This is a genomic window from Caulobacter sp. LjRoot300, assembly GCF_964253875.1.
Classification (GTDB): Bacteria; Pseudomonadota; Alphaproteobacteria; order Caulobacterales; family Caulobacteraceae; genus Caulobacter.
In genome coordinates, this window is record NZ_CAXUSA020000002.1 from 372,182 (window position 1) to 389,978 (window position 17,797).

The following is a 17,797-nucleotide window of genomic DNA, read 5'->3' on the forward strand; positions in this document are numbered from 1 at the left end:
CCCAGGCCTCCCCCAACTTTAGCGTGTCAGGGGGACTTGAACCTAAGCCGGGCAAGGGGTCAACGGATCTGCGTTGCTTGGCTGAGGACAGGCGCATGCGCCTGTCCCCGACCGTAGCTAGGGAAGAAGGATTTCTACGCGTCGAACGCCACCACGCCGGTGGCCAGGTCGTAGGTGGCCGAGACGATCTTCAGCCGGCCCTCGGCCTGCTTCTCGGCCAGGGTCCCGTCGGCCACCTTCAGGCGGGCGGCGACGTCGCGGACGTTCTGGCGGATTGCCGCGTCCTGCAGGTCGGCCGGGTGCGTCTCCTGGGCCTCCAGCACCGCCGGGATGATCGGCAGCACCATGTTCAGCAGCGAGCCGTGCAGCTCGCTGTGCTTGGTGGCCACGTCCACCGCCGCGCCGACGGCGCCGCACTTGCTGTGGCCCAGGACGACAACCAGCGGCGCGCCCAGGTGCTCGACCGCGTAGACGATAGAACCCAGGCCCTCCTGGCTGACGGTCGAGCCGGCCACGCGGACCACGAACAGCTCGCCCAGATTGCAGTCGAAGACCAGCTCGGGGCCGACCCGGCTGTCGCTGCAGCCGACGATCACCGCGAACGGCTTCTGGCCCTTGGACAGTTCGGCGATCCGGACCATGGACGGCAGGACGATGCTGGCGCCGCCGCGGGCGAAGATGGCGTTGCCCTGCTTGAGGCGGCCCAGCGCTTCGTCGGGGCTGACCAGCTGGGGCGGGTGCACCTCGGCCGGCTCGACCGCGTCGGGCTCTTCCAGCGGCTTGACCTGGGCCAGGGCCTTGTCGAGGGCGGCCTTGTCGGTGGCTTGGGTCGCCAGCGCCCGGCGCGTGCGGCGGCCCTTGCGGGTCAGCACCGACGGCGTGGCGCCGTCGCCCTCGGCCCAGGCCAGGGCGGGCGCGGCGAGGCCGGACGCCAGGGCGCCCAGCAGCAAACGTCTCGAAACCATCTCATCCCCCGACGAGCGCGACGACTGTGGCCTACAGTCCTGGCAGGGGAAGGTTAACCTCGCCGCAACGGCGGGCTCGCCTCAAAGCGGCAATTCGACACGCTTGACCACCGTGCGCAGGGCGATCGACGAGCTGACCCGCACCACACCCGGAATCCGCGTCAGCTCCTGGGCGTGCACCCGCTCCAGGTCGTCGACGTCGGCCACCACCAGCCGCAGCAGATAGTCCGAGCCGCCGGTCATCAGGTAGCACTCGGCCACCTCGCGGACATTGGCGATCGCCTTCTCGAAGGCGCTGAGCGTCGCCTCGGCCTGGGACGACAGGGTGACGGTAACGAAGACGCTGAGCGGCAGGCCCACCGCCCGCTCGTCGATCACCGCGGCGTAGCGCCCGATCACCCCGGTCTCCTCCAGCGCCTTGACCCGGCGCAGGCAGGCGGATTCGGAAAGATTCACCGCCTCGGCCATTTCCACATAGCTGGCTCGGCCCCGCCGCTGGAGCAGGTTCAGCAGCTTGCGATCGAAGGCGTCGAGGTTGGCCGCAGGTTTCTTCACCGCAAGGGCTCCATCGTGATGGATTCCTGCATATCACGGTTATGGACGCATGAAACTCCCCAGGAACCTGCGCAAACTCAGGCGTAAACCAGCGTGAAAAGCCATTTGGAGGAGACTATCATGCGCGTTGGCGTACCTTCCGAGATCAAGCCGGGCGAACACCGGGTGGGCCTGACCCCCACCGCCGTGCGCGAATATGTCGGCCATGGCCACGCGGTGCTGGTCCAGGCCGGCGCGGGCCTGGGAGCCGGCTACGGCGACGACCTCTACGTCAAGGCCGGCGCGACCATCGCGCCCGACGCCGACGCGGTGTTCGCGGGCGCCGAGCTGATCATCAAGGTCAAGGAACCGCAGAAGGTGGAGTGGGAGCGCCTGACGCCCCGCCACATCCTGTTCACCTATCTCCACCTGGCGCCCGACCCCGCCCAGACCGAGGGCCTGCTGGCCTCGGGCTGCGCGGCCATCGCCTACGAGACCGTCACCGACGCGCGCGGCGGCCTGCCGCTGCTGGCCCCGATGTCGGAAGTGGCCGGCCGCATCGCGGTGTTCAGCGCCGCCGAGACCCTGCTCAAGCACAATGGCGGCATGGGCCTGCTGCTCTGCGGCGTGCCCGGCGTGCCCCCGGCCCGGGTGGCGGTGCTGGGCGGCGGCGTGGTCGGCTCCAACGCCGCGCGGATGGCCGCCGGCCTCGGCGCCGAGGTGGTGGTGCTGGAGCGCTCGATCCCCCGGATGCGCGAGCTGGACGACCTCTACCAGGGCCGCATCCTCACGCGCTATTCGACCATGGCGGCGGTCGAGGACGAGATCCTCAAGGCCGACGTGATCATCGGCGCGGTGCTGACCGCCGGGGCCGCCGCGCCCAAGCTGGTCAAGCGCGAGCACCTGTCGAAGATGAAGCCCGGCTCGGTGCTGGTCGACGTGTCGATCGACCAGGGCGGCTGTTTCGAGACCAGCCATCCGACCACCCACGCCGAGCCGACCTACACGGTCGACGGCGTCGTCCACTACTGCGTGGCCAACATGCCGGGCGCGGCGCCGCGCACCTCGTCCGAAGCCCTGGGCAACGCCACCCTGCCGTTCGGCCTGGCCCTGGCCGACCACGGCCTGGACGCGCTGAACAGCAACGTCCACCTGGCCAAGGGCCTCAACGTCCTGGCCGGCCAACTGACCCATCCGGCCGTCGCCGAGGCGCTGGGGAAGACGTCGGTAGATCCCTATGGGGCTTGGAAGTAGCGCCCTGCGTCCTTCGAGGCCCACTGCGTGGGCGCCTCAGGATGAGGAGCGATTTGCTGCTTTCCTCATCCTGAGGTGCGAGGCGCAGCCGAGCCTCGAAGGACGCAAGGCCTAAGCCGCGAACCGCGCCAAATCCTGGCGGCTCTCCACCAGGTCGAGCACGTCGTGCATCGAGAAGCCCGGATCGGCGGCGTACAGGGCGTCGTAGATCGAGCGGGCGAAGGCCAGGTCCGCCGGGGTCTTGACCCGCCAGTCGTAGCGCGACCAGTCGCGGTGGGCCTTCAGATGCGCCTGGCGGAAGCGGTCGGGCCGCGCGCGGATGGCGGCGGTCGGCGAGATCATGGCCAGGGGGTCGCGGACCTCGGCGGCGGCGACGCGCAGCGCCTCGACGGTGATCACCTCGACCTCCAAGCCAGCCGGAAAGGTGCGCTCCACGCGGTTGGAGGTGTAGGCCGCGCCGGTGGCCTGGGCCAGGCGGACGGCCTCGTCGATCACGGCCGGATCGACGAACGGGGCGTCGCCCTTGATGCGGACGATGTGGCTGACCGGGCCGGCGGCCTCGGCGCAGCGGGCGATGCGGTCCAGGATGTCGCTGCCCGCGCCGCGGTGCACGGCGTAGCCGCGCGACACCACCAGGCCGGCCAGGCCGTCGTCGGCCGGGTCGCTGCTGGTGGCGACGATGATCTTGGTCAGGCGCCGGGCGCCGCGCAGCCGCTCCAGCTGGCGCAGGATCATCGGCTGGCCCTGGAGGGTGGCGACCGCCTTGCCGGGCAGACGCTTGGAGCCCATGCGGGCCTGGACGACGGCGAGGATCATGGCGTTCGGCTCCCTCTTCGGCTTCTCAGCACTGTGTTCGAGGCTGAGCCTTTATTCGCTCCGGCGTCAGGCGACCCAACGTCGCGGGTCCAGGGCCACCGGATCGTCGATGGCCATGTCGTCCCAGTCGAGGTCGGGCGGCGGGCTGGAGGCGGCGGCGACCACGGCCGACAGCTCGGCGGCCGAGGTGACGCCCACCAGGACGGCGCTGGCCTCGACACGCGACAGGGCGAAGCCCAGGGCGGCCTGCAGCGGGTCGGACCGACCCTCGGCGATCATCCGGCGCACCTTCGACAGGCGGCCCGAGGCCCCCTTCAGCTGGGCGGGGACGCGGTCGGGCGGCAGGAACAGCAGGCCGTTCAGGAAGATCGAGCGCAGTTGCACCTCGATCCCCATGCCGGCGATGCGCTGCAGCGAGCCGTCGGCCAGCAGGCGCTGGTCCAGCAGGCTGGCCGGCGCTTGAAGAATATCGGGCTTGAAGCGGCGGGCGACGCCGACCGGATCGTCGCTGGCGTGGGCGGCGACGCCGATCTTGGCGAACAGCCCCTCGTCGCGCAGCCGGGCCAGGCGGTCCCAGACGGCCGCGCCGTGCGGGCCGAACAGTTCGGCGGGCGAGGGGACGATGATGGCGTCGGCGCGTTCCACGGCCAGGCGGCGCAGGCTGGCGCGGGCCTCGGCCTCGACGAAGTCCGGGCCGCGGTCGGCGCGGGCGGCCGACAGGGTGACGCGGAACGGCACGGGACGCGGGATCAGGTCGCCCAGCACCTGCTCGGCGCGGCCATGGTTGCCCGACACGTCCAGCACCGACAGGCGGGCGCGGGCGGCGATGGCGAGAATGTCACGGGCTTCGGTTTCGGGCGAACGGGCGCGCGGCGACGCGCTCATGCCGTCCAGTCCGAACTGGGCGGCGGCGAGACCGAGCTTGGAAACCGAGAGCGACATGGAAATCCGTGCGGATGGAACACCAGTATCGACGAGCCTAGGCCAAAGGACTGAAGAAGGCGTTTCTGGAAACTTGCCGAGGGGTTAACATCGCCGGCGATGAAGCTTCCCGATCCCCCGCTCGACCAGGCCTCCGAAATCGCCGGGGACTGGCCGCTGCACGGCCTGGCCGAGGACATGCGGCCCGCCCTGGCCCAGGCCCTGGCGCACGGGGCGGCCGGCCTGGCGACGATCATTTCCCTGGGTGAAGGCGGCCCGCGCCCGGTCGGCGCCCAGATGGTGTTCGGCATGGAAAGCCGCGCCGGTTTCCTGTCGGGCGGCTGCATCGAGGCCGATGTCGAGGCCCACGCCCAGGCCTGCATGGCCGACGGCCGGCCCCGGCGCCTGGTCTATGGCGAGGGCAGCCCCTGGCCGGACATCCGCCTGCTGTGCGGCGCGCGGATCGAGATCCTGGTCGAGCGCATCGCCCCCGACGACGCCGCCGCCCGGGCGCTGCTGGCCTTGGCCGAGGCCCGCGTCCCGGCCACCTGGATCAGCGACGGCGAGCGGCGGCTTTGCGCCCCGGCGTCGGACGCCGTGCAACCCTGGCCCAGCGCCTTTTCGCGGCGATTCGACCCGCCGCCCCGGCTGGTGGTGTTCGGCGGCGATCCCACCGCCCTGGCCGTGGCCAGCCTCGGGGCCCAGTCGGGCTTTTCGACCACCCTGGTCCGCCCCAAGGGCCCGATCGCGCCGCCGCCCCTGCCGGGCGTGGCCTATCGCCGCGACGACGTGGCCGGCGCCGTGGCGGCGGTGGGGCTGGACGCCTGGACGGCGGTGGCGGTCTGCGGCCATGACGAGGAGGTCGACCACCAGGCCCTGCTGGCCGCCCTGCCCTCGGCCGCGCCCTATGTCGGCCTGCTGGGCGCCCGGCGACGGCTGGGCGCGCGGCTGGACCGCCTGCGCGCCGCCGGGGTCGCCGAGGCCGACCTCCGCAAGCTGCGCGCGCCGATCGGCCTCGACCTCGGCGGCAAGGCCCCGTTCGAGGTGGCCGTGGCGGTGATCGGCGAGATCATGGCCAGCCGCCACGGCCAGCCGGCCCTGGCGCGACGGTCGTCCTCCGTCCCCGATGGCGGCGGACAGGCGGCGAAGCCGCCAGGTGGGGGCAAGTCTTAGCGGCCATGGTGTTGCAGGCACGGCTTCTCGACCTCGGGCTTGCGCTGGCGAGTGGGTGGGGAGGCGCGGAGCGGTCCGGGCCGAGCCCGGATGACCGTGGGTATTGAGTGTGCGTTTCGGCTAGACCTGACCGCTCCGCGAAACCGTTTGTCTCGAGGGACGGCGATTGAGGGCTTGTTTCATCCCGATCGACGTTTCCCCTCAGGCGGGCAGGATCAAAGTCGCCCGGAAGGGGCCGTCGGCGACTCCGACTGATCCTCGAACAGGCCGGTTTGAACCTCCCGGCCCCGTCAACCCGCCTGTCCCGCCATCGCCCCCGCCGGGCCTTGGAGCCTTCTGAGCCCCGCCGCCCGTCGCGATCCGATCGCCAGGCCCAGGCGGCCCCGCTCGGTTCCACCCCCATCGCCTGCTTGGGCCGGTACCAAGAGCCCTCCCCCGCGATGGGGACAGCGATGATTGTGCGGGAGGTTTCAGGGCTGGCGCGTTCGTGACGCTGATTATTTTTCAGGGCGTTGAGATTGTTGAGGTTCGTACCGCCGACGACGGGGATAGAGCGCCGTCCATCCCCCTGAACCCCTCTCTCTTTGAGAGAGGGAGGGGCCCGTCGCGAAGCGGTGGGAGGGTGAGAGGTTTCACCGCTGGCCGGAAAATCCCGATTCCTTCCGTTGCGTGGTCTTCGCGGTGCTTCCAGGCTGTCGCCATGGATACGACCACCAACGCCCGCCGCCTTCGCCAGAACCAGACCCTGGCCGAGAAGGCGTTCTGGAAGCTGGTGCGCAACCGCCGGCTGGGCGGCTTCAAGTTCCTGCGCCAGGTCTCGATCGACCGCTATTTCGCTGACTTCGTCTGCGAGGCGGGCAAGCTGATCGTCGAACTGGACGGCGCCGCTCACCAGGAACGGGAGGATTACGACGCCCGCCGCACGCAGGTGCTGGAACTGTTTGGCTATATGGTCCTGAGGTTCCCCAACGGGCGGGTCCTGGCCGATCCGGGCGGGGTCGCCGACGACATCCTGGCCGTGCTTCGACCCGAGAGGCTGTAACCTCTCACCCTCCCACCGCCTGCGGCGGCGGGCCCCTCCCTCTCTCAAAGAGAGAGGGGTTTAAGTCCTCAACGGGTCGAAAGCCGACGCTTGCGGACACGCCCGAACCGCCCCCTACTCCGCCCGCCAATCGCCCGACTTGCCGCCGGTCTTCTCGACCAGGCGCACGGCCTCGATGACCATGCCCTTCTCGGCGGCCTTCAGCATGTCGTAGATCGTCAGGCAGGCCACCGAGACGGCGGTCAGGGCCTCCATCTCCACCCCTGTCTGGCCCTTCAGCTTGACGCGGGCCATGACCGCCAGCCCGCCCTCGGCCGGCTCGACCGACACCTCGACCTTGGACAGGGCCAGCGGGTGGCACAGCGGGATCAGGTCGGAGGTTTTCTTGGCCGCCATCACTCCGGCGATCTCGGCCACGGCGCGGACGTCGCCCTTGCGGCCGGTTCCGGCGATGGCCAGCTCACGGGTCGAGGGCCGCATCCGCACGAAGCCGACGGCGATCGCCTCGCGGACCGTCTCGGCCTTGTCCGAGACGTCGACCATGCGGGCGCGGCCCTGGTCGTCGATGTGGGTCAGGCGGGTCACTGTTCCAGCAGTCCTATTGCTCCAGGAGTCGGGGCATCAGTTCGACCATGTTGCAGGGCTTGTGGCGGCTGTCGAGCTGGGCCGAGATGATCTTGTCCCAGCCGTCCTTGACCGCCCCGTTGCTGCCCGGCAGGCAGAACACGAACACCCCGCCGACCAGGCCGGCCGTGGCGCGGCTCTGCAGGGTGGACAGGCCCACCGTGGCGTAGCTGACCAGGTGGAACACCACCGAGAAGCCGTCGATCTTCTTGTCGAACAACGGTTCCAGGGCCTCGACCGTGACGTCGCGGCCGGTCAGGCCGGTCCCGCCGGTGGTGACGACGGCGTCGACCTGGCCGCCGGCGACCCAGTCGCGCACGGTCTGGCGGATCTTTTCGACATCGTCGCGGACCACCAGGCGGCCGGCCAGCTCATGGCCCGCGTCCTTGATCCGCTCGACCAGCAGCTGGCCGGAGGTGTCGGTGGACTCGTCGCGGGTGTCCGAGACGGTCAGGACCGCCACTCGCACCGGCTTGAACGGAAGCTCCGGCTTGATCCCGCCGCCCGGGGTGAGGCCTGCCGACATCGTGTTCTCCTAGTCCCAACGCTCGGCGTCGGTCCTATCCCGAGCCGTCGGCTCGATCCAGCGGTCGCCGTCCGGGCCGTGCTCCTTCTTCCAGAACGGCGCACGGCTCTTGAGGTAGTCCATCAGGAAGTCGCAGCCCTCGAAGGCGGCGCGGCGATGGCTGGCCGCGGTGGCCACGAAGACGATCGCTTCGCCCGGGGCGATGCGGCCGATGCGATGGACGATGCGGTAGTCGTGAAGGTCGAACCGGGCCTTGGCGTCCTCGGCCAAGGCGGCGATCGCCGCGTCGGTGAAGCCGGGATAGGCCTCCAGCTCCAGTATCGTGGCCTGGCCCCGCTCGGCCCGGGCCAGACCGACGAAGCTGGCCACCGCCCCGGTCTCGTCGCGGCCGGCGCAGAACGTCGTCAGCAGGGCCCCCGGCTCGAACGCCTGGGCGGTCAGGCTGATGGACGGCAGGGTCGTCATCCGCCGCTCATCGGCGGCAGGAAGGCCACCTCGGTCGCCGCCGCCAGGCTGGCTTCGCCGCGGACCAGGACCTTGTCGACCGCCACCTGCACGCCGGGCCCGGACAGGGCCTCGGCCAGGTCCGGATCGTCGGCGGCCAGGGCCTCGCGCAGGGCGGCCAGGGAGCCGGCCTCGACGGCCCGGTCGCGCCAGCCGGCCTGGTCGGCCAGGCGTCCGAACAGCAGCACGCGGGCCACCGTCAGCCCCCGGTCGTCGACATGTGGCGGGCCACGGCCGGCCGCGCGCCGTCGATCTGGAAGTCGTGGCCCTGCGGCTTGGCGCCGATGGCCGCGAAGATCGCCCGCTCCAGGCCCGCCTCGTCGGCCCCGCCGCGGATCACCGCCCGCAGGTCGCTGGCGTCGTCGCGGCCCAGGCAGGTGTGCAGGGTGCCGGTGCAGGTCAGGCGCACCCGGTTGCAGGCCTCGCAGAAATTGTGGCTCAGCGGGGTGATCAGGCCCAGCCGCCCGCCGGTCTCCTCGACCCGCACGTAACGGGCCGGACCGCCCGTGGCGTAGGTCAGGTCGGTCAGGGTCCAGAACGCCGAGAGGTCGCGGCGGACGTCCTTCAGCGACAGGTACTGGTCGGTGCGGTCCTCGTCGATCTCGCCCAGCGGCATGGTCTCGATCAGGGTCATGTCGGCGCCCAGGCCGTGGGCCCACTGGATCAGGGCCGGCAGTTCCTCGGCGTTGTCGTGCTTCAGCGCCACGGCGTTGACCTTGACCTGGATCCCGGCCGCCAGGGCCGCGTCGATCCCGGCCAGCACCTTGGACAGGTCGCCGCCTCGGGTCAGCCTGCGGAACAGGTCGGGCTTGAGGGTGTCGAGCGAGACATTGATCCGCCGCACCCCCAGGCGGGCCAGGTCGGCGGCGTGGCCGGCCAGCTGGGTGCCGTTGGTGGTCATCGTCAGTTCGTCCAGGGCGCCGGACCGCAGGTGACGGGACAGGCTCTCGACCAGGGTCATGATCCCCTTGCGGACCAGGGGCTCGCCGCCGGTCAGCCGCAGCTTGCGCACGCCCAGGCCCACGAAGACCGAGGCCAGGCGGTCCAGCTCCTCCAGCGACAGCACCTCCGCCTTGGGCAGGAAGGTCATGTGCTCGGCCATGCAATAGGTGCAGCGCAGGTCGCAGCGGTCGGTGACCGAGACGCGCAGATAGGTCACCGCGCGACCGAAGCCGTCGATCAATCGGCTGGGCAAGCGCGGCGAACGGGTTGCCGCTTGCGCGGGGCTGGCGTCATAGGGCGTCATGTCGCTTTATAAGATAGGCGCGCGACGGCATGGCGGAAAGTAAAAGCGCACGGTGCGACGCCGTGGTCCTGGCGGCGGGGGCGGGACGCCGGTTCGGCGGGCGCAAGCTGCTCGCGCCGTTCGAGGGCCGGCCCCTGGCGGCGGGGGCCCTGGACGCGGCGTTCGCGGCCCCGGTCCGGCGGGTCCTGCTGGTCACCGACGGCGACCGAGAGCTGGCTGCCTTCGCGCGTGAGCACGCCCGGGCGCTGGGCCGGGACGACGATCTCCAGATCGTGGTGGCCGCCGACGCCGCGGAGGGCATGGGCGCCTCGCTGCGGGCCGGGGTCGAGGCCTTGCCGCCGGACGCCGACGGCGTCTTCGTGTTCCTGGGCGACATGCCCTGCGTCCCGCCCGGCCTCGCCCGGGACCTGGTCCGCGCGCTGGTCCCCGGCGTCGACGCGGTCGCGCCGCGCCTCGCGGGACGGCGGGGGCATCCGGTGCTGTTCGGGCGCGACTGTTTTCCCGCGCTGCGAGCCCTGGGCGGCGATGTCGGGGCGCGGGACGTGCTGGCCGTCCTGGGCGACCGCCTGGCGTGGGTCGACACCTTCCATGCCGGCGTCCTGTTCGATGTCGACCGGCCCGAGGACCTGGCCTGAGGGCTGGCGGATTCCGACGGATCAGGACCGCGCGTGGCCGCGGCGGGCGGCCCAGGTCCCGAACGCGATGCAGGCCAGGACGCCGTAGCTCCACATCGCCATGCCGATGAACAGGGTGCCCAGGGTGACCCGAAGGTCGATCATCACCGCCACGTGCGAGGCGACGATGATGGCCATGAAGGCCGAGGCGACGACGGTCCAGATCCGCCGGGTCCGCATCGAGATCCAGACGAAGACCACCAGGGTCGCGGCGTCGACCGCCAGGATGCCGTAGTCGGCGTTGTAGGGGTCGCGCCGATAGACCAGCATCGATCCCAGCCAGGAAGCCAGGAACACCGCGCCGACCCCGCGCGCCGCGCGGTCGCCGCGCCACATGGCCAATCCGCAGACCAGGATGGCGAGGATCAGGGAGATGAGCGTGTGGAGCTGCACGAGGATGACGCCCGGTTAGGTCGGGCGTCACCATGCCCCAGGCGCGGCGCCCAGGGTAGCAACCAGAGGTCGGTCAATGGCGCGTGCGACGGCCTTCCCACAGGATCGTCTTCACTTCCTCGATGATGCTCAGCGCGCCGTCGGAGTCGCCGGCCTGTTCGAGCGCGACCAGTTGCGGCATCAGCACCGACAGGATCCGGCGCTGCACGGGACCAAGGGCCCGCAGGTGTCGGCGAAATTCGTTCATCTCATCAAGCGAGGCGTCCTGCTGCAGCTGGACGATCTGGGCGGTGCTCATTGCACACCTCTTTTGGGTCGAAGGACGGCTTGCGCCGTGGGTGGGAAACGATTCGGAATCAGGCGGCCAGGCCGCCGGGAACCGCGTGCAGGCCGCTGGTGCGGGGCGGATCGCCCGGCTTGTCCATGTCGCCGCTGGCCAGAGAGCCGCAGCCGATCTGACTGCGCACCGTAGCCAGGGCGCTGTGGGTTTCGATGATCGTCCGCCGCGCCGAAACGATATGGGCCAGGGTCTCGCCGAGATTGGCGACGGCTTCCTGGCCGAGTACGGCCGACAATCTGGTCTCGAGCCGCAGCGCGGGCAGCAGGCCCATCAGTTCGGCGGTTTCGCGCAGGGCGGCGTCGATCGCGGCCTCGGCGCGCATCAGCTTTTCGGCGCCGGCTCGGGCGGCTTCGGTACGTTTCATGGCATGACTCTCCCGGTCGCACGGGTGCCCCCCGCACGTTCAAGTCTATGAAAATGGTCCTGGAAGCTCGGCGCTCAGGGCGCCGGGGGTGGGCTCCAGCCCTCGCGGAACCGCTGGAGGGCGTAGAGGAATTCATGGGCGCCCATCGTGACCGTCCCGAGCAGGATTCCGCCCAGGGTGGCGACCGCGAGGATCAGGCCCAACCATTGCAAGGGAGTCAGGTCATCGCGCCAACTCCTTCCATACGGAGCGGCGTGTCGTCCGCCAGGAAGGCCGTCGCGGCCAGGACCCTCAGGAGCAGCTTGCCCGGAGGATCGCCCGCCGCCTGCGCCTTGCGCAGGGCCGAGACCGTCTCCGCCACCAGCCGGCCGCGCTCGGGCGTCCCCGCCATCAGGGTCAGGCCCTCTTCGAGGGACTGCCAGCTCGCGATGAAGAAGGCCGAGGCCGGATGCGGACTGTTCGTGGAAGGTTTGGTCATGGCTGCCCTCGCTGTTGAAACGAGAAGAGCCCTCTAACTGGGCCGTGGCTAGCTCGGCCGATTGCTTACGGTAGTCATTACCGGGGTCGGTTTCCCAGGCGATGAACGCCAGGGCGGCGTCGCGCCGGCCCAGGCCGGCCAGGCGGCGGCGGGCGCTGAGCACGTGCATCTCGACCGTCTTCGGCGACAGGCTCAGCAGACGGGCGATTTCCTTGGACTGCCGATGCTGGGCGATCAGCCGCAGAATCTCGCGCTCGCGAGGAGTCAGCCGCTTGAAGCCCAGGTTGTCGCTGGAGTCCACCATGGCGCTAAAATGGTTCGTGGCTCGCCTCCCGTCCAGCAAGACTTGACTGATAACGTCCACAGAGGGCGCGTTCGGTCAAAAGGCGCATCGAATTTCGCTAAGCCCAACGTCGATTATTGTCGGCGGCCCGACGCTCAGACCCCCGCGCGGACGAACGGCAGGCGGGTGGTGGGCGTCTTCGACAGGGCCAGCAGAGCATTGGCCACCGCCGGGGCGATGACCGGCGTGCCGGGCTCGCCCACGCCGCTGGGCGGATTGCCCGACGGCACGACGTAGGTCTCGACGGTCGGCGCCTCGTTGATCCGCAGCACCCGATAGGTGTCGAAATTGCTCTGGTCGACCTTGCCGTCGGTCAGGGTGATCTCGCCATACAGCGCCGCCGACAGGCCGAAACAGGTTCCGCCTTCCATCTGGGCCGCGACCTGGTCGGGCGAGACCGCCACGCCGCAGTCGATGGCCGTGACCACCCGGCCGACGCGCGGATGGCCGTCGATCAGCCTGACCTCGGCCACCTGGGCGACCACCGAGCCGAAGCTCTCGTGCACCGCCACGCCGCGCGTAAAGCCCGCGGCCGGCGCCGGGCCGGCCTTCTCGACCGCCAGGTTCAGGGCCGCCAGGTGCCGCTGGGCCCCGGCCTTGGCGTAGAGCGCCCGGCGATAGTCGACGGGATCCTTGCCGGCCTTGAGCGCCAGCTGGTCGATCGTGTGCTCCATGACGAAGGCGGTGTGGGTCGCGCCCACCGACCGCCACCACAGGACCGGCACGCCGCCCTCGGGCAGGGCCAGTTGGGCGTCGACGACCGGCGTCGCCTTCAGATAGGGCGAGCCGGCCGTGCCCTCGATCGCGGTCTGGTCCGGCCCCTTCATGGGCATCGGCGAGCCCTTCATGATCGACTGGGTGACGATCCGGTGGCGCCAGGTCGCCGGATAGCCGTCCTTGTCCAGCGTCACCCGCACGGCGTGATGGACCAGCGGCCGGAAGAAGCCCGCCTGCATGTCGTCTTCGCGGGTCCAGACCAGCTTCACCGGCCGGCCGCCACCGACCTTGTGGGCGATGGTCACGCACTCGGCCACGTAGTCGGACGGGAAGTTGGCGCGCCGGCCGAACGAACCGCCGGCGAACAGGGTCTCGATCTCGACCGAGCCGGGCAGGGTCTTGACGATCTTGGCCGCGTTCATCTGGTCCAGGGTCTGGGCCTGGGAGCCGTGGATCAGCTTGACCTTGCTGCCATCGACGATCGCCACGCAGTTCATCGGCTCCATGGCCGCATGGGCCAGGTAGGGGAAGTCGTAGGCGGTCTGGAACACCGACGCGCCCTTGCCGGCCGAGGCCGCCGCCGCGTCGCCCCTGGAGTCGAACGCCTCCCATTTCAGGTCGGCGGGACCCTTGCCGGCGGCGATGTCGCGCCACTGCTGGGCGATCGCCGCCGAGCTTCGGGTCTCGGCCTTGGCCTCGTCCCACTCGACCTTGAGCGCCTCGCGACCCATGCGGGCGGCGTAGGTGGTGTCGGCGACCACCGCGACTCCGGTCGGGATCTCATAAACGTCGACCACGCCGGCCACCTTCCTGGCCTCGTCGGCGTTGAAGCTCTTGACCGTGGCCCCGAAACGCGGCGGGTGGGCGACCACCGCCACCAGCATGTTCGGCAGCTGGACGTCCTGGGTGTAGCGGGCCGCGCCCGTGCTCTTGACCAGGCTGTCCTTGCGGCGCACCCGGTCGGTGCCGATCAGGGTGAAGGTCTTGGGGTCCTTCAGGGTCGGGCTCTCGGGCGGCGCGACCTTGGCGGCGTCGGCGATCAGCTCGCCGAACCCCGCGCTCTTGCCGCTGGCGTGGCCGACCACACCGTCCTTGACGGTGACCTGGCCGACCGGGACGTTCCACCGCGTCGCCGCCGCCTGCACGAACATCGCCCGCGCCCCGGCCCCGGCCTTGCGCAGCTGCTCCCAGGAGTTGGAGATCGCCGACGAACCGCCGGTCAGCTGGATGCCGGCCGTGCTGTTGCCGTAGAGCTTGGCGTTGGCCGGCGCGTGGACGACCTTGACCCGGCTCCAGTCGGCGTCCAGCTCCTCGGCGACGATGGCCGCCAGGCCCGCATGGTTGCCCTGGCCGAACTCGATGTGCTTGGACAGCACCGTCACCGCCCCGTCCGGATCGAACTGGATGAACGGCCCGAAGGCGCCGGGCTCGACCTTGGAGCCGGCGCTCATCAGGTCGGCCGGCGAGCAGCCGACCAGCAGGGCGCCGCCGACCAGGGTCGCGCCGACCACCAGGTCGCGGCGGCTGACGCCGTCCTGGCGGCGCAACTTCTCGAACGGCCCGTTCATTGGCCCGCTCCCCGGCCGGTCGAGCCCGAGGCGGCGGCGATGTCGTCGTCGACGTCGTTGGAGGCCAGCGGCTTGGCGGCGGGCGCGCCGACCGCCGGGGCCGCGGTCAGGCCGGCGGCGTCCTTGATGGCGGCGCGGATGCGCTGGTAGGTGCCGCAGCGGCAGATGTTGCCGCTCATGGCGTTGTCGATGTCCTCGTCGCTGGGCGCCTTGGTCTGGGCCAGCAGGGCGGCGGCCGACATGATCTGGCCCGACTGGCAGTAGCCGCACTGCGGGACGTCGTGCTTGACCCAGGCCTGCTGCAGCGGATGGGTTCCGCCCAGGCTCTCGATGGTGGCGATCTTGGCCCCCGACAGGGCGGCGATCGGCGTCACGCACGAGCGCACCGGGTCGCCGTTGACGTGGACCGTGCAGGCCCCGCACTGGGCCATGCCGCAGCCGAACTTGGTGCCCGTCAGGCCCAGTTCGTCGCGCAGCACCCACAGCAGCGGCGTCTCGGGGGCCGCTTTCACCGTGACGGTCTTGCCGTTGATGTCCAACATCGACGCCATGCTTTCGCCTCCCACGCGAAAAGAGGGGCCTGACGACCCGGTTTGCGCGAACCTAACACTGCTCAGACCCAATCCCGCCAGTGAAATCTTGCGTCAGGCAGGCTAGCCTGAACGGGATCTTCACCCGCTTCCGCCTTCAGGACCCGCGCCCTTGGATTCCTTTCCCGCCTATTTCCCCCTGGCCGGCCGCAGGGTCGTGATCGCCGGCAGCGGCGAGGCCGCCGACAACAAGGCGCGATTGTTCGACGGCTCGCCGGCGACGCTGGTGCGGGTGGACGGCCACGCCGCCTTCCTGCCGGGGACCTACGCCGGCGCGGTGCTGGCCTTCGTGGCCGGCGACGACGAGGTGTTCCTGCAGGCGGCGGCCAGCGCGGCGCGGGCGGCGCGGGTGCTGGTCAATGTCGTCGACAAGCCGGCCATGAGCGATTTCAACACCCCGGCGGTGATCGACCGCGGCGAGGTGGTGGCGGCGGTCGGCACCGGCGGCGGCTCGCCGACCCTGGCCACCAAGCTGCGCAACGACATCGAGGCCCAGGTCCCCGAGGGCGCCGGCCGGGTGGCGGCCCTGTTGCGCAAGTTCCAGGACGAGGTGCGCGCCGCCCTGCCCGTCCTGCACGAACGCCGGGCCTTCCTGCGCGACGCCGTGACCGGCGAGGCCGCCCAGGCCGCCATGGCCGGCGACATGGACAAGGCCGGCCAGCTGCTTCGCGACGCCCTGGCCAAGGGCGTCGGCCGCGAGGGCAAGGTGCGGTTCATCGCCGGCAAGGGGCCGTCCGACCTTCTGACCCTGAGGGCCCTGCGGGCCCTGGGCGCGGCCGACGTGCTGGTCGCCGACGACGGCGCCGACCCCGAGATCGTGACCATGGCCCGCCGCGACGCCCAGCGGCTGGAGCCCGCCGAGGCCAGCGCCGAGACACTTGTGGCCCTGGCCCGGGAGGGCAAGCAGATCGTGCGGCTGATCGTAGCCCCGGTCGATCCGGCGATCGTCCAGGCGCTCGCGGCCGCCTCGGTGGCGGTCGAGGCGATCTAACCGTCCAGGCTTCGGTCCTTGGTCTCCGGCAGCAGGAACAGCGTCGTCAGCACGCTGATCAGGGTGAAGATCACCGGGTACCACAGCCCGGCATAGATGTTGCCCACCGCCGCGACGATGGCGAAGGCGCTGAACGGCACGAAGCCGCCGATCCAGCCCGTACCGATGTGATAGGGCAGCGACAGGGCGGTGTAGCGCACGCGGGTCGGGAACAGCTCGACGAGCGCCGCCGCCAATGGTCCGTACAGGGCGGTGGCGCCGACCACGAACACCAGCAGCACGCCGAACACGCCCCACCAGTTCATCCGCGCCGGATCGGCCTTGGCCGGGTAACCGGCCTTGACCAGGGCGGCCTTGATGGCGGCCTCGCCGGCGGCCTTCACCGCCTTGCCTTCCTTGGCCGCGAGGCCCTCGGCGCTGCGCGAGACGACGCGGGTCTCGCCGATCTGGACGACGGCCGCCGAGCCGGCCGGGCCGGCCTGGTTGGCATAGGAGATCCCGGCGTTGGCCAGAGCGCTCTTGGCGATGTCGCAGGACGAGACGAAGGCGGCCTTGCCGATGGGGTCGAACTGCAGGGCGCAGTCCTTGGGATCGGCGGTGACTGTGACCGGAGCCCGGGCCGAAGCCTCGGCCAGGGCCGGGTTGGCGGCGCGCTCCAGCAGGTGGAAGCCCGGGAAATAGAAGACCAGGGCCACGATCATGCCGCCCAGCATCACCGGCTTGCGGCCGATCCTGTCCGACAGCCAGCCGAACACCACATAGAGCACCGCGCTGACCGCCGCGGCGGCCATCATCAGGCCGTTGATCGTGCCCGGCGCGACCTTCAGGAACTTCTCCATGAAGGTCTGGATGTAGAAGAACGTCGTGTACCAGACCGCGCCCTGGGCCGACATGACGGCGAAGAAGGCCAGCAGCACCAGCTTGAGGTTCTTCCACTGGCCGAAGGCCTCGGCGTAGGGCGCCTTGGACGCCGCGCCCTCTTGCTTCATCCGGGCGAAGGTCGGGCTTTCGCTGAGTTTCAGGCGCATCCAGACCGAGACCGCCAGCAGGCCGATCGAGACGGCGAAGGGGATGCGCCAGCCCCAGGCGTCGAAGGCGGCCGGCCCGGCCAGACCGCCCAGCAGCCAGCGGGTCGCCAGGATGACCAGCAGCGCCGCGAACAGGCCCAGGGAGGCCGAGCTCTGCACCCAGGCGGTCGAGCGGCCGCGCTGCTCCGGCGGCGAATGCTCGGCCACATAGATCGCCGCCCCGCCATATTCGCCGCCCAGGGCGAAGCCCTGCACGCAGCGCAGCAGGATCAGCAGGATCGGCGAGACGATCCCCGCCTGCTGGTAGGTCGGCAGCAGGGCGATGGCGAAGGTCGCCCCGCCCATCAGCAGCACCGTGGCCAGGAACGCCCCCTTGCGCCCGGCCTGGTCGCCGATCTTGCCGAACACCAGCGCGCCCAGAGGCCGGAACGCGAAGCCCACCCCGAACAGGGCCAGGGCGGCGATGTAGCCGGCCGTCTCCGACAGGCCGGTGAAGAAGGTCCTGGAGATCACCTGGGCCAGGCTGCCGAAGATGAAGAAGTCGTACCATTCGAAGGCCGTGCCCGCGGACGAGGCCGCCACCACCGTGCGCATCGAGGCGCGGTTCTCACCCTGAGCCTTGGCCGTCATGCGTGGTTTCCCCCGGTGTTCTTGGGGAAATGCTTAGCGTGGTTTCGGGCGGGGTGGGAAGGCGGATCGTCCTGTT

Annotated in this window: 22 protein-coding genes and 2 pseudogenes; 5 read left to right on the plus strand and 19 right to left on the minus strand. The window is 70.7% G+C overall.

Going from position 1 to position 17,797, the window contains the following annotated elements; translation table 11 throughout:
• Nucleotides 1-134: 134 nt before the first annotated feature.
• Both ACSQ2G_RS07060 and ACSQ2G_RS07065 read right to left on the minus strand, forming a co-directional pair.
• Complete coding sequence (locus tag ACSQ2G_RS07060) at nucleotides 135-965, minus strand: carbonic anhydrase (protein WP_436029478.1); 831 nt, start codon at nucleotides 963-965, stop codon at nucleotides 135-137.
• A gap of 81 nt (nucleotides 966-1,046) precedes the next feature.
• On the minus strand, nucleotides 1,047-1,520 hold the full coding sequence (locus tag ACSQ2G_RS07065; RefSeq protein ID WP_028040077.1) for an Lrp/AsnC family transcriptional regulator: 474 nt from the start codon (nucleotides 1,518-1,520) through the stop codon (nucleotides 1,047-1,049).
• A 120-nt stretch (nucleotides 1,521-1,640) separates the two neighbouring features.
• On the opposite strand from ACSQ2G_RS07065, the gene ald reads away from it, so the two are divergent.
• A complete protein-coding gene (gene ald, locus ACSQ2G_RS07070) occupies nucleotides 1,641-2,753 on the plus strand; it encodes an alanine dehydrogenase (protein ID WP_436029481.1) in 1,113 nt (370 codons plus the stop codon).
• Here the strand turns inward: ald and ACSQ2G_RS07075 are convergent.
• The 3 genes and pseudogenes from ACSQ2G_RS07075 to ACSQ2G_RS07085 all read right to left on the minus strand — a co-directional run bounded on the left by ACSQ2G_RS07075 (nucleotide 2,735) and on the right by ACSQ2G_RS07085 (nucleotide 4,511).
• Nucleotides 2,735-2,841, minus strand: a pseudogene (locus tag ACSQ2G_RS07075) (hypothetical protein). The gene ald and the pseudogene ACSQ2G_RS07075 overlap by 19 nt on opposite strands.
• A 23-nt stretch (nucleotides 2,842-2,864) precedes the next feature.
• Nucleotides 2,865-3,569 carry a glycosyltransferase family protein gene (locus tag ACSQ2G_RS07080; protein ID WP_436029483.1) on the minus strand — a complete coding sequence of 235 codons (705 nt, stop codon included), beginning with the start codon at nucleotides 3,567-3,569 and terminating at the stop codon, nucleotides 2,865-2,867.
• A 66-nt stretch (nucleotides 3,570-3,635) separates the two neighbouring features.
• Nucleotides 3,636-4,511: a bifunctional regulator KidO gene (locus tag ACSQ2G_RS07085; protein WP_436029485.1), complete on the minus strand. Its 876-nt coding sequence runs from the start codon at nucleotides 4,509-4,511 to the stop codon at nucleotides 3,636-3,638.
• Between the two features lie 99 nt (nucleotides 4,512-4,610).
• Here ACSQ2G_RS07085 and ACSQ2G_RS07090 point away from each other — a divergent pair, with 99 nt between their 5' ends.
• Together ACSQ2G_RS07090 and ACSQ2G_RS07095 are read left to right on the plus strand one after the other, a co-directional pair.
• Nucleotides 4,611-5,663: an XdhC family protein gene (locus tag ACSQ2G_RS07090; protein WP_436029487.1), complete on the plus strand. Its 1,053-nt coding sequence runs from the start codon at nucleotides 4,611-4,613 to the stop codon at nucleotides 5,661-5,663.
• 700 nt (nucleotides 5,664-6,363) lie between these two features.
• A complete protein-coding gene (locus ACSQ2G_RS07095) occupies nucleotides 6,364-6,705 on the plus strand; it encodes an endonuclease domain-containing protein (RefSeq protein WP_436029489.1) in 342 nt (113 codons plus the stop codon).
• Between the two features lie 114 nt (nucleotides 6,706-6,819).
• Here ACSQ2G_RS07095 and moaC read toward each other — a convergent pair whose 3' ends face one another.
• From moaC to moaA, 5 genes are read right to left on the minus strand one after another with little or no spacing between them, the layout of a single operon-like run.
• Entirely contained in the window at nucleotides 6,820-7,290 is a 471-nt protein-coding gene (gene moaC, locus ACSQ2G_RS07100) for a cyclic pyranopterin monophosphate synthase MoaC (RefSeq protein WP_436029491.1), read from the minus strand.
• Between the two features lie 13 nt (nucleotides 7,291-7,303).
• Complete coding sequence (gene moaB, locus ACSQ2G_RS07105; RefSeq protein WP_436029493.1) at nucleotides 7,304-7,855, minus strand: molybdenum cofactor biosynthesis protein B; 552 nt, start codon at nucleotides 7,853-7,855, stop codon at nucleotides 7,304-7,306.
• Between the two features lie 9 nt (nucleotides 7,856-7,864).
• The gene (locus ACSQ2G_RS07110; protein WP_436029495.1) at nucleotides 7,865-8,320 is read right to left on the minus strand and encodes a molybdenum cofactor biosynthesis protein MoaE; all 456 of its coding nucleotides are present in this window, start codon (nucleotides 8,318-8,320) and stop codon (nucleotides 7,865-7,867) included.
• Nucleotides 8,317-8,556, minus strand: a complete 240-nt coding sequence (locus tag ACSQ2G_RS07115) for a MoaD/ThiS family protein (RefSeq protein WP_057186034.1) — start codon at nucleotides 8,554-8,556, stop codon at nucleotides 8,317-8,319. The genes ACSQ2G_RS07110 and ACSQ2G_RS07115 overlap by 4 nt, the downstream gene beginning before the upstream one ends.
• 2 nt (nucleotides 8,557-8,558) lie before the next feature.
• Nucleotides 8,559-9,605, minus strand: coding sequence for a GTP 3',8-cyclase MoaA (gene moaA, locus ACSQ2G_RS07120; protein ID WP_436029498.1), 1,047 nt, complete (start codon nucleotides 9,603-9,605; stop codon nucleotides 8,559-8,561).
• Between the two features lie 29 nt (nucleotides 9,606-9,634).
• On the opposite strand from moaA, the gene ACSQ2G_RS07125 reads away from it, so the two are divergent.
• Nucleotides 9,635-10,240 carry a nucleotidyltransferase family protein gene (locus tag ACSQ2G_RS07125; protein ID WP_436029500.1) on the plus strand — a complete coding sequence of 202 codons (606 nt, stop codon included), beginning with the start codon at nucleotides 9,635-9,637 and terminating at the stop codon, nucleotides 10,238-10,240.
• 21 nt (nucleotides 10,241-10,261) lie between these two features.
• Here ACSQ2G_RS07125 and ACSQ2G_RS07130 read toward each other — a convergent pair whose 3' ends face one another.
• The 8 genes and pseudogenes from ACSQ2G_RS07130 to ACSQ2G_RS07165 form a co-directional block, all read right to left on the minus strand.
• Nucleotides 10,262-10,672, minus strand: a complete 411-nt coding sequence (locus ACSQ2G_RS07130; RefSeq protein ID WP_436029502.1) for a hypothetical protein — start codon at nucleotides 10,670-10,672, stop codon at nucleotides 10,262-10,264.
• Between the two features lie 73 nt (nucleotides 10,673-10,745).
• On the minus strand, nucleotides 10,746-10,970 hold the full coding sequence (locus tag ACSQ2G_RS07135; RefSeq protein WP_436029504.1) for a hypothetical protein: 225 nt from the start codon (nucleotides 10,968-10,970) through the stop codon (nucleotides 10,746-10,748).
• A gap of 58 nt (nucleotides 10,971-11,028) precedes the next feature.
• Entirely contained in the window at nucleotides 11,029-11,376 is a 348-nt protein-coding gene (locus tag ACSQ2G_RS07140) for a hypothetical protein (RefSeq protein ID WP_436029506.1), read from the minus strand.
• A gap of 74 nt (nucleotides 11,377-11,450) precedes the next feature.
• The gene (locus tag ACSQ2G_RS07145; RefSeq protein WP_165916653.1) at nucleotides 11,451-11,588 is read right to left on the minus strand and encodes a hypothetical protein; all 138 of its coding nucleotides are present in this window, start codon (nucleotides 11,586-11,588) and stop codon (nucleotides 11,451-11,453) included.
• A 5-nt stretch (nucleotides 11,589-11,593) separates the two neighbouring features.
• Nucleotides 11,594-11,854 carry a hypothetical protein gene (locus ACSQ2G_RS07150; protein WP_310080172.1) on the minus strand — a complete coding sequence of 87 codons (261 nt, stop codon included), beginning with the start codon at nucleotides 11,852-11,854 and terminating at the stop codon, nucleotides 11,594-11,596.
• A 124-nt stretch (nucleotides 11,855-11,978) separates the two neighbouring features.
• Nucleotides 11,979-12,158 (minus strand): annotated as a pseudogene (locus ACSQ2G_RS07155) (response regulator transcription factor); the annotation flags it as partial.
• A gap of 134 nt (nucleotides 12,159-12,292) precedes the next feature.
• On the minus strand, nucleotides 12,293-14,482 hold the full coding sequence (locus tag ACSQ2G_RS07160) for a molybdopterin cofactor-binding domain-containing protein (RefSeq protein ID WP_436029508.1): 2,190 nt from the start codon (nucleotides 14,480-14,482) through the stop codon (nucleotides 12,293-12,295).
• A complete protein-coding gene (locus ACSQ2G_RS07165) occupies nucleotides 14,479-15,033 on the minus strand; it encodes a (2Fe-2S)-binding protein (protein WP_436029510.1) in 555 nt (184 codons plus the stop codon). Before ACSQ2G_RS07165 ends, ACSQ2G_RS07160 begins: the two co-directional genes overlap by 4 nt.
• Before the next feature lie 151 nt (nucleotides 15,034-15,184).
• Between ACSQ2G_RS07165 and ACSQ2G_RS07170 the strand changes: the two genes are divergently transcribed.
• Complete coding sequence (locus ACSQ2G_RS07170) at nucleotides 15,185-16,063, plus strand: NAD(P)-dependent oxidoreductase (protein ID WP_436029512.1); 879 nt, start codon at nucleotides 15,185-15,187, stop codon at nucleotides 16,061-16,063.
• Here the strand turns inward: ACSQ2G_RS07170 and ACSQ2G_RS07175 are convergent.
• Nucleotides 16,060-17,721, minus strand: a complete 1,662-nt coding sequence (locus ACSQ2G_RS07175) for an MFS transporter (protein ID WP_436029514.1) — start codon at nucleotides 17,719-17,721, stop codon at nucleotides 16,060-16,062. The two genes, ACSQ2G_RS07170 and ACSQ2G_RS07175, sit on opposite strands and share 4 nt — an antisense overlap.
• Nucleotides 17,722-17,797 lie beyond the last annotated feature (76 nt).